Source organism: Arthrobacter sp. KKT183 (genome assembly GCF_055657625.1).
The window spans coordinates 1,078,218-1,089,362 of the sequence record NZ_CM145770.1 but is presented as its reverse complement, the minus strand read 5'-3'; the positions used below and the strand labels follow the sequence as shown (position 1 = coordinate 1,089,362).

4 protein-coding genes are annotated in these 11,145 nt (G+C 65.2%); all 4 read right to left on the bottom strand.

What is annotated here, in order from left to right; all coding sequences use genetic code 11:
- Nucleotides 1-28: 28 nt before the first annotated feature.
- Nucleotides 29-2,455 carry a transglutaminase TgpA family protein gene (locus ACZ2GY_RS05180; RefSeq protein WP_471673202.1) on the bottom strand — a complete coding sequence of 809 codons (2,427 nt, stop codon included), beginning with the start codon at nt 2,453-2,455 and terminating at the stop codon, nt 29-31.
- The gene (locus ACZ2GY_RS05175) at nt 2,452-3,837 is read right to left on the bottom strand and encodes a DUF58 domain-containing protein (RefSeq protein ID WP_277358300.1); all 1,386 of its coding nucleotides are present in this window, start codon (nt 3,835-3,837) and stop codon (nt 2,452-2,454) included. The genes ACZ2GY_RS05180 and ACZ2GY_RS05175 overlap by 4 nt, the downstream gene beginning before the upstream one ends.
- Before the next feature lie 15 nt (nt 3,838-3,852).
- On the bottom strand, nt 3,853-4,824 hold the full coding sequence (locus ACZ2GY_RS05170) for an AAA family ATPase (protein ID WP_056548647.1): 972 nt from the start codon (nt 4,822-4,824) through the stop codon (nt 3,853-3,855).
- Nucleotides 4,825-4,896: 72 nt separating this feature from the next.
- Nucleotides 4,897-11,016 carry an Ig-like domain-containing protein gene (locus ACZ2GY_RS05165; protein ID WP_471673201.1) on the bottom strand — a complete coding sequence of 2,040 codons (6,120 nt, stop codon included), beginning with the start codon at nt 11,014-11,016 and terminating at the stop codon, nt 4,897-4,899.
- Nucleotides 11,017-11,145: the final 129 nt, after the last annotated feature.

Here is an 11,145-nt window from a genome sequence, read left to right as displayed (position 1 = left end):
CAACGCGGGCACTGGAGCCCGTCCACGCTCACGGGTCCTGCCTTCGCTCTGAACCACGGCGTGCTCCCCGGGCAGTGCTGCGCGGACGCACCTTTGACCGCGCCTCCCGGATGAGGGAACGCGGCGAGAAGCGGGCACGCTGCCGCCGGAACCAGCCAACCGAGCCGCGCATACCCTCCAACGATGACTCGACGGCGCTCCAGTACTCCTCGACCTCACGTTCGGTCGGTTCACCGTACGCAAAGATGTTGGCGTCTGCGCGCTGTGCGAGGAGCGTGGTTGATCCTGCGCTGGCGGGAAAAGCCGTTCCGAGTTCATGTGCACTCTCGCGGCGGGTTGCCCTGGCGTTGGTCTCCGCACCGAGGTCCGTAGCGAGGCTCAACACCTCGCTCCATCCTCCGCCGACCCGCTGGGAAGGCGCGCCGATGTTCGCGCGCCGCTTCCGCCGTCGTACTTTCAGCAGAAGAATGAGCAGCAGCGGAAGCAGCAGGACACCCAACGGGATCAGGGCGAGCGCTATGGCGCGGACCAGCGGACCCCAGTCATCCCAGAAGTCCTTGGTGCGGTCTTCGGCGTCCTGGGGCTCCGGTGCGGAATCCGGCGGCAGTTCGGCCGGTTCCTGCGGCGGCGGCGGAGGCTGGAGAACCTGCGGCTTAGGCGAGGACTTGGGCTGCTGTTGCGGCGGCACCGGTTCGTTGTCCTCCGGAGGGGTGGGGTCGAACGGAACCCAGCCGGCATTGTCGAAGGCGATCTCCACCCAGGCGTGCACGTCTTCACCGGTGAGGGCGAGGGGCGCTGAAGGGTCCTCGACCTCGTCCCAGTCGGGGTAGAAACCCATCACTACCCGGGCCGGAATGTTGAGCTTGCGAGCCATCAGGGCCATCGATACGGCGTACTGCTCGTCGTCGCCGACCATCTGCTCGGCGTCAAGGAGGGTGAGCATGCGGGCGGCGCCGTGGCCGGGCAGGGACGGCGCTTCACCGTCCTTGCCGTTGCTGAAGAAGCCCTGCAAGCTGAGCACCTGCTCGAGGCGACGCGCCCGCTCGATCGGGTCGGAAACTTCTCCCACGTATTCGCTCGCCTTGGACGCGATGATGGGCGGCTCGTTCTGGACGCGCGGGAGGCTAAGGTCCGCGAAGTCATACTGGGTGAGCACCTCGTCACCCGGAACCTCCGGGAAGACCACGTTGATGCTGTAGGTGTCGCCCGACTGCACCCCGATGGTGGACAGTGCGGTCAAGGCGTCATTGTTGTAGTACAGGGACCGGTTGAGGTCCTGTGAGCGTGGTCCGTCCAGATCCACGCCGAGCAGCTCGCCTCCCGTGGGCAGCCACACGCCGTTGTACGCCTCGACGGTGATGTCGAGGGTGGCGACGGTGCCTTCGTCCTCCGCGACGTCCGCGCTGCCGAGCTGCTGCGCATCCCCTACCCGGGCAAAGTTCCCGGCAGCCTGCGGATTCACGTTGTACACCACGCCGTCGTAGGCATCCATCGCGGCGAGCCGGATGCGCTGGCCCTCGGGCAGCCCGTCCACGGTCAGGAGCGTCTCATCAGCCTGGTCCTTGACGTACTTGCGGAAGCTGGTCAGTGGGCTGGGGTAGTCGAACAGATCAACCGGAGGCTCGACGACGTCGCGGAGCACATCGCGGTCCGTGTTCCCCGCCAGCACCGGACTCACCACGAGGGTAACAATGGTGCCGACGGCGAGGACAGCTCCGCCCAGTCCCAGCCGGCGTGCCGTGTTGGAGCGGAAAAGACCGCGAACTCCAACGACACCGACGCCGGGAGGGTCCGGCTGCGCAGCTGTATTTGCCGACAGCGCTCCGGTCTGGTCAGTTCGTGCAATGTCCCGGCGGTACGCCAGCCAGGCGGTTGCTGCGACGATCAGCAGGATGCCACGGAGTTCCGGCAGCGCTGCCCGGTTGGTGCCGAAGGCGATGCTGACGAGGAACAGTCCGAGGACCGGCAGGAGCACCCAGTACGGCGTGCGCACGCGCCAGGCCAGCAGCCCGGCGACCGCCGCGAGCAGGAGGGCTGAAAGGAAAGGCACCACAAGCATGCCGCGGCTGATTCCCACCGGATCCGCGACCGTCAGCAGATCCTTCCAGGAGAAGACGACGCCGGCGATAACGACCCGCAGCGATTCAAGCGTGGGCAGGAACCCGAGGAAGGATTCCACCGGCGCGGCCAGCGCGTGTCCCAGCACCAGGTAGGCGCCCAGCAGGACCCCTGCAGTCGGCCAGAAACCCCAGCGGTGGCGGGTACTCAGCCAGGCCGTGACGAGGCCGATCGCGATCCCACCGAATCCAGCCGCAAGATAGCGCAGGTCCCCCCCGAAAGTGGGGCCGAATCCGAGGATGCCGAGACCGAGAAGGAGGACCAGGGCGCCGAGATCGATGCCGGTCTGCACCCTTCCCGGCAGCGCCCTGCCTGCGCGTCCCGCACGGCGGCTCATGCTGCTGCCTTGCGGAGGATGAGGGCGAGGTCGGAGAGGTTACCGAGGGTGAGCACGGTGAGATCCCCGATCGTGGCCCTTCCCGGATCCTGGTCACTCACGCAACGGATGGCAATGCATCTGATGCCGGGGGGAACCGAGGCGGCTGCGGAGCGGAGCTGGGACGGGGTGACGTGTGGGCCCACCACGAAGAACACAACCGAGGCATTCGGTACCGAATCCGCCGTCGTCCTCGCAAGGTCCACTGCCGTGAGGCGCCGGTTCCGGCCCTCGATCCGCGTCATGTCATCGAGCAGGTTGCGCCCGGTTTCGGAGCGCACGGGTCCGTCCTGGGTGAGCACGCTCAGGTTCCGCTGCTCGCGGATGGCCTGCAGTCCGATGGAGCCGGCAACGGACACGCCGAGCTCGAACTCGGCGTCTGATGCGTATTCGGATGTGTTGGTTGAGAGGGCAACGGCGAGGTGGGAGCGGCGGGTCTCCTCGAACTGGCGGACCATGAGCTGGCCGGTCCGCGCCGTCGTCTTCCAGTGGATGTGGCGGCGGTCATCGCCGGGTACGTAGTCGCGCAGCGCGTGGAAGGAGACGTCAGCGCTGGAGAGGTCCTTGGTGGGCAGTCCCTCCAGGTCCTTGATGAAGCCGGCGGCCGAGCCGACCAGTGCCACCGTCCGCGGGTGCACGTACAGGTCGGTGGGTTCGGTCCAGAACACCTGGCGGCGCAGCAGGCTCAGCGGATCAGCGCGCACCGAGCGGACCGGCCCCACCACGATGACGGCGCGGCGCTGCGTGGGGATGGTGAACAGGTCTTCGTGCTGCTGGTTCGGCTTGAGTCTTGGCAGGTGGAAAATTGCCGTCGCCGCTCCTACCGGCAGCTCCAGCGAGGCCGGAAGCAGCGCCTTGGCTGAGGTGTTGGAGACGGCAACGCTTCCGACGGCGCGGTCCCCCACCGCCACGCGCGTACGCGTCAGGTCCAGCTCCACAGCGTAGGAGGAGCGGCCGAGAATGAATCCGACGGCCAGGAGAAAGAGAACCGTGCCCAGCAACGCTGCAACGAGCGCTTCCCGCCAGTCGAAGACAGAGCCGAGTATCCAGAGTGCGGTGACAGTTGCGGCAATGATCCACCCGAGCGGACTGACCACTCCCACTACGGGGCCACAGTATTTCCTCAGTCCGTCGAGGATCCGGCTGGCCACCGGCGCGCCTGCGTCCCGCGCCAGCTGCCAGGCTTCCCGGGTTAGTGACCGTGGGTGGAGACGGGACGACGACGCCGTGCGTTTCTGTCTTCCGGTCCGTTCCGGGGACGGCTGGGACGCCCGACGGCGCGCAGGATCAGCCGCGCGCCGTCGTGAGGCGCTTTTTTCCGCGGTTTCCGTGTTCGTTGCCATGAATCCTCAGGAGTGTCAGGCGGTGGCGCGTTGCTGGGGAGCTGACACGTCGGCAAGCACGCGGCGCAGGACGGCCTCGGGTGTTGCTCCGGCGAACTCCGCTTCCGGGTCCATGACGAAGCGGTGGGTCCACACGTACGGCGCCAGTTCCTTAACGTCGTCGGGCAGGACGTAATGCCTGCCCTGGCCGGCAGCCCAGACCTTCGCTGTGCGGACCATGGCCAGTGCTCCGCGCACGCTCACTCCGAGACGCGTCTCCGGTGCAGAGCGGGTCTCCTCCGTCAACCGGGAGATGTACTCGAGCACCGCGTTATCCACGTGGGTTTCCGTCGCCAGATCCGCCATGTCCTTGATGGCCTGGGTGGTGATGATCGGGGTCAGCGCCGCCGAACGGTCACGGGTTGCCGAGCCGCTGAGCAGTTGGACGGTGGAGGCATGGTCCGGGTAGCCGATCATGGTCTTGATCAGGAAGCGGTCAAGCTGCGCTTCGGGAAGACGGTAGGTTCCGGCCTGTTCGATCGGGTTCTGGGTTGCGATCACCATGAACGGGCGGTCGTTGGTGTAGCTCACGCCATCCACTGTGACGCGGGATTCTTCCATGACCTCCAGCAGCGCCGACTGGGTTTTCGGCGAGGCGCGGTTGATCTCGTCTGCGAGCACGATGTTCGCGAAGATGGGGCCCTTGTGGAACTCGAACTCCTGCGTCTTCTGGTCATAGATGGTGATGCCCGTGACATCAGAGGGCAGGAGGTCCGGGGTGAACTGGATGCGGGAGTGCGTTCCCTGCACCGTCGCAGCGAGTGACCGCGCCAGCATGGTTTTTCCGGTTCCCGGAGCATCCTCGAGCAGCACATGACCCTCGGCGAGCATCGCGGTCAGGACAAGCCGTACCACGTGGGACTTGCCGAGGACTGCCTGCCCCACGTTGCCAACCAGCTTGTCAAACGTCCCGGCGAACCACGCGGCCTGTTCAGCGGTCATTGTCATGATGATCTGTTCCTTTTTCTCTTGCGGAATCCGTGCTGCCCACGGGAAAGAATACGTGCAGGACGTCGGCTGTCAGCACTGCGGCAGTTTGCTCTGGGCCGGCCCGCCGACGGTCACGTGGCCGGCGTCGATGTAGCGGCCAACGTTGCGCGGCCCTCCAACAATCCGGTACCACTGACCGGTCCGGCCGTAGCCATCGGTGTGGCTGATCCAGCAACCGACAGTGAACTGGTGCTCGGCGTAGAACCACGGGGGATTATTTCCGCCCACGCCTTCACAGGTGAACTCCTCGGGATCGTAGGTGGCCCGGTTCGCGGGGTCGGTGCAGCTGCGCTGCATATGTCCCAGGAGCCGTGTGTCGAGCTGGCTCGGTTGTTCCTTGCCCGCGCGGGCTGTAGCGTTCGCGATTCCCCCTGCTTCGCCGCGGGAGTTCAGCGAGCGAACCCGAATCTCGTGTTGTTGTTCGAAGTTGCCGCTGACCCGCCTCGAACCGGAATTGGCAACATTCTGCCAACCACCGCCGTCGATGCTGATCTGAATCTGCTTGACGTCATGAGCTCCGGTGTTGGGCGGTGCCCAGTTGAAGGTCACGCTGTTTTCGTTCTGTGTACCGTTCTGTCCGCTCGCCGAAGGCTTCCCGGGGTTGCCGTAGGGGCTTACCTGGTTGGAGGTGGCGGGTGAACTCGAGTAGCTGGCGCCGTCGCTGTTGACGATGGCAGTGACCGTAGCGGTCACTGCGGATCCGTTGGCGAGCCCGCCGATCTCCTGGCCGGGCCTGACCGTCATCTGACGACCATCGCTGAACACCGCCTGGTAACTGACTTCGGACGCTCGTGCGCCGTTGCGCTGCTCCGCGTTGAGTTCGCTGAAGCTGATTTGGACGTGGCGGCCCTCGGCGCCGGTACGAGTCTCCTTCAGGCTCACGTTACTCGGCGCTGCAGGAGAACCAACCGCGCGACGAGGTGCTGATTGGGCACCGTATTCGGTCCAGCCTGCCTTGTTGTAGGCGCGGACAGCGTAGCTGTAGTCAGCTTCGGCGTTGGGCACCACGATCGTCTGCTCGGACGCCTGGACCTCGGGCAGGGTACGCACCAGGGCGCCACCGCGGAACTCCTGCACCTGATACTTCGTCACCGCGTCACCATTGGGCGACACGTCTGCCCAGTCGACCACCAGCTGACTCTCCGTGCCCACCGAATCGGCACGCGTCGTCGTCGGCGCAGCAGGGATTCCCGGCAACCCAGCCGGAATCTCAGCCGCGGAGTAATCGCTCCACTCCGACGGATCAGGCGCCGCGTTGCGTGCCTGCACCCGAACCTTGTACGCGGTGCCGTTCTCCAGACCCTCCCACGTCAGCGGACTGCCGGTGGCACTACGCTGCACCGCCCCGTTCGGCGGTGCAGGCGAAATCTGCAGGTCATAACCCTCGATCGGTGAGCCCTCATTGGCCGGCGGAGTCCAGTTGACCGTCAACGATCCGTCACCAAACACCAGCGCCGGCGGAGCGGGCTGGGCCGGCTGTGTGTCCGGACGCGCTACAGCCGATTCCGGCGACGGATCGGAGGTACCGATGTCGTTGGTGGCGGTGACCGTGAACACGTACTCGACGTTGTTGGTGAGCCCGGTCAGCGTGCACGTGGTCGCCGGGCACTCCTGCGTGAACCCGTTGTTGCTGGTGACTGTGTAACCGGTGATCGGCGAACCGTTGTCGGCCGGCGGATCCCAGGACAACACCACCGACTTGTTCCGGGTGCTTTCCACCACCGGCGTTGACGGCGCCCTCGGCTTACCCTTCACCGTCAACACAATTTGCCCCGTCGCCAGGCGCGACTGGTCAGCCGTCTTGTCCTCCACCGTGTACTGCACCGTCATCGTCCCAACAAAGGACTCATCCGGCGTCACCAGAACCGACTCGCCCTGCTGCGACACGCTGCCGTTCCCGTCAGCGACCACATCGACAATGCGCAACGGTTCCTCCGGGAACGGGTTCACGTCGTTGGCCAGCACATCCACCGGGACGGGCTCACCCTGCACTGCGTCAGGCACCTCATCGTCATTCGCCACCGGAAGCGGCCGGTTCGACGCCAACACCGCCACCGCAACTGAACTCGATGCGGTCTCCTCACCGTCAGATACCGAAATTCCCACGACGCCGGTGAGCCCAGCCTCAGAATTCTCACCGGGTGCCACGCTCAGAACCGAGCCGTCGAGGGACACTTCGAACCCGGCGGGTTGATCACCGGTCAGCGAGAACTCCAGGGTGTCTTCGCGGTTCGGATCGGAGGCAAGGCCGGCCAGATCCAAGGAGACCGCCGGCTCAGCAACTGCAACTTCCAGCGATCCAGAGTTCAGGGTGGGCGGGATGTTGGGGCTTTCCGCAGCGGGGATCACGTTGGTGAGTACGGTCAGGGTTGAGCTCAACCCTTCGGGGTCGTCGGGGCCGGTGCCGTCGGTGACCTCGAAGGTGATGGAGCCCTTGCCGGCGTAACCGACGTCCGCGGCGTAGCGGAGGTTGTTCGGATCGACCACCCAGTCGTTGGCGTTGCTGGTCCCGATTGCGGAGACCTTCTCGGTCACCGTCAGCCGCGGCGTCCTGCCTTCCCGGACCTCCACCAACTCCCGCAGGTCGAGAGCCAGTTCCTCTCCTGCCTGCACGTCGATCGGTGCGTCACTGATGAGCGTGGGGTACTGCTCGCTCAGTCCCGGCACCCAAATCACGGCGGTGGCAACACCGCCGTCGATGTCCTCCACCGTGTACGGGATGATCTGAGCCTGCTCGGTGAGCTCAACGCGGACTGCGTTCTCCGCTCCCACTGAGGCGGTGACGGCTGCCGGATCGACCCGAACAATCAGGTCCTCGGCCACACCGTCAGGGTCCTCGTCGTTTTTCAGGACCGGCACGTCCACAGCCGTCTGGCCGCGGGTCTCTTCCGGCTCCACCCGATCATCGCGGGCGATCGGCAACAACAGCGGTGCGTTCTGATCGACGGTGACACTGATATTGCCTGCGGCGGTGCCACCCCGGCTGTCCTGGATGCCGTAGCGGACGCTGAAATCACCTTCTGCCTGAGGCGCACTGAACAGCACGCGGCCCTCGGCCACCTCGGGAGCCATCTCCTCCGGCGTGCCCGCCAGAGCCTCCGGATCAAGCACGATCGGGTCACCGTCCGGGTCCGAGTCATTGCGCAGCGCATCGACGGCGATGGCTCGGCCGGGCCGCAGGATCACACCATCGTTCACGGCGATGGGTTTCTGATTGGCTTCCGCTGCAGGGGCTATGCCCACCTGAATGGTGCCGGTGTTCTCCAGCCCGAGCCGGTCGCGAACCGTATAGGTGAAGGTGTCAGTTCCCGCTCCGGTGGCCGAGGCGGTGAAGTCGATGTAATTGGGGCCGGGAACCGCCGCGCCCAGCTGCGGAGCAACGTCGATTCCTGCCAGGAAGGCGGAGTCTCCATCCGCGTCGATACCGTCCAGCGGAACCGGGATCCGCACCGTCGATCCGGCGATCACGCGGGCGTCGAGGTTCTTCGGCACGGGTGGCGTATTCGGTGCATCCAACGGTCGGATATTGATCCGGACCTCTGCGGAATCGGTCTGCCCGGTGCTGTCCAGCACTTCGTAGATGGCGTAGACAGTCTTCGCAGTGGGTCCAGCGACGAAGCGCAGCGAGTTCTCCGACGCGAAGATGCGCCCGTCCGCGAGATCAATTCCCTGGGCCAGGACAGGACTCAGCGTCAGCTCATCGCCGTTGGGATGGGTGTCATTGTCGAGCACCGGGATATTGACGACGTCCCCTGCACGCACTGTGACCTCGTCTGAGTTGGCCTGCGGCGGCAGCAGCGTCTCCGGGCCCTCCACGGGCAGCACGCTCACCTCACCGGTTGCCGACGCCGTGCCGTTCGACATCGTGTAGGTGATGGTGGTCTGCTCGCTGAGGTTCCGCACATCGTGGATGCGCAACACATTGTGGTTCAGGATTGCAACGTCCACCGGCGAATCTGCCGGCACTTCGACGGACTGCACAACGAGCACGCCGCCGCCCGGGTCGCTGTCGTTGCCGAGTACGTCAACCAGCACGTCGCCGTTGCGCGGCAGCAGCGCCACATCACGGACGGCGACCGGAGCTCCCTCCGCACCGTCAGCTTTCGCGTCAACCCGGATGAGACCGCTGGCGCTCTGGGGTCCGTTGGTCACCAGGTATTCGACGTAGAAAGTCCCCGCGGCGCTCGGCGTGAAGAAAATGGTGCCGGTGTCATAATCCGGCGTCACCGCTGCATCCCCGCCGGTGAGTTCGGCCTTAGCGAGGCTCAGTTGGCCGCCGGCCGGATCGAGGTCGTTCTGCAGTGGGCTGAGTTGGGATTCCTGCCCGACGACGGCGGTGAAGTGGTCAAAATTGACCACCGGGGCCAGCGTCCCCGACGCACGCACATCGAAACTGATGACGCCGGACACCTCTTCACGTCCGTCCGAGACGACAATATTGACTTCCTTGACGCCCTGTCCCTTGCCGACGTCGCGGAAGGTCAACAGTCCGTCCGAGCGCGTACGAACCTGATCCCCATCCGGCGTAGGCTCCGCACTCACCAGGAACAGATCATCCCCGTCGGGATCAGTCCAGCTGGAAAGAATGTTCTGGCTGACCGATTTCCCCTCCTCCACAAGGATCTTCGTGGGACGCAGAGGATTTGGCGGCTCATTCGTGTCAGCCTCGCGAACCTCGATGTCGACCTGGGCGGCAGCGGTGCCGCCGCGTCCGTCCTCAACCTCATAAGCGAACGTAGAAATACCCACCGGAGCATCTGCTGGAACCACGATCTGCAGGCCTGCACCGTTGTAGATCGGCTGCACACTGCCCGCGGCCGGCTGGTCCCCGCTCAATCGCGTGGTGAGCAGGTCCCCGTCGGGGTCCGTGTCATTCGTCAGCACGTTGAGGATGGTGGTCCTGCCTGCACGAGCACCGTAGGAGTCGTCCTCGGCTACCGGAGGACGGTTTTCACCCGTGCGGTCCGGGAGCGTGTTCACGGGATTCTCGCTCGCCGACTCCTGATCCTCCTCGTCCGACTCCTGCTTCGGCGGGATGATGTCGCCCCAGTTATCCACCAACTGCATGTTCTGAAGCACCAGCCAGACGTCGCCGGCGTTGATGTCGTTGAGGACCACGACGCTGCGATTCACCCGGAACACCAGTTCGGATTCCGCTCCCAGCTCGGGGATGTCCTGCCGCTGGTCACTGGCATCATCGGCGCAGTCGCGGACGTAGACGGCAGCCCCTGCCCAGGCTGCGTGGACACAGCCGTCCAGCTGCACGGGGGCGGCGGGTACACCGGTGGAGTCCAGCGGCGTCACGATTGGGTCGCCCCCGGCCAGCGGCTGCTTGATCAGCGACGTCGGTGTCGCCACCACCGCAAAACTTCCCGCCGGGCCGCTCTGCTGCAGACGCCCACCCACAGCATCCGGAAGCATGACCGGCTCTCCGTCAGGCAGGACGAGCTGACCGGACTCGCCGTCGAACACCACTGCCTGATCTCCCACGGCGGCGATCTGCGCGTCACCGAACGCCGCCAGCACCTCCGCTTTAACAACCACTGGCTCCTCGAAGGTCCCGTCCGCTGCAACCACGTAAGTGGAGACCGTTGCAGCGCCGGGGTCTGCGACGATAACGCGGTTGTTTGAGGACACCGCCGCGACCACTCCGGAGGAACCGGTGACCACCGGCTCGGTTTCCTGGTCACTGAAGGCAGCGAGGTTCTGCACCGTGGTAATCCAGACCGCACCACCGGCACGATCCGTCACTGCCGCCGTCGTACCGCCCATAGCGACGGCAGCTGAACCGGGGAGCTGCACTTCCGTCCCACGGACCACGTTCGCCACATCGACAGGGCTGACCTTCGACTGGTCGGTGTTGATATTGAAGACCGTAGCCTGGTCCTGAATGATGTCGAAGCTGTCACTGTTCGCCGCGTATCCGCCGTCCAGCAGCCGTGACTGATAATTGAGGTGACCCACCATGCCGGTGTTGCGGTTGGTCACCCACACGCCACCGTCGTTCAGGTCAACCTCAGCAGTAGCAAAACCGGGATAGAGGAGCGCACCGCTGATCACGCCCACGCTGACTGCGGAAGCAGTGGATACCGACAGTGCCCGCTTGTGCTTCATGCTGAAACGACGCAGGCGATCGAATACACGTTTCATCAAAGTTGCTGTCCCCCGAAAATGGGCGCCTCGACCGTCAGCGGCGCCGTAGCAAGTCTATAGGCTGGGCTGCCGTCCTCCCATAGGTACAGGTACCCATCGGAGGACAGTCGCAGTCAGTGGCTTGGA

Bases quoted from the DNA above. Each gene is read 5' to 3' on its own strand.
- ACZ2GY_RS05165 (WP_471673201.1), bottom strand. From the start codon at position 11,016: ATGAAACGTGTATTCGATCGCCTGCGTCGTTTCAGCATGAAGCACAAG.
- ACZ2GY_RS05175 (WP_277358300.1), bottom strand. From the start codon at position 3,837: ATGGCAACGAACACGGAAACCGCGGAAAAAAGCGCCTCACGACGGCGC.
- ACZ2GY_RS05180 (WP_471673202.1), bottom strand. From the start codon at position 2,455: ATGAGCCGCCGTGCGGGACGCGCAGGCAGGGCGCTGCCGGGAAGGGTG.
- ACZ2GY_RS05170 (WP_056548647.1), bottom strand. From the start codon at position 4,824: ATGACAATGACCGCTGAACAGGCCGCGTGGTTCGCCGGGACGTTTGAC.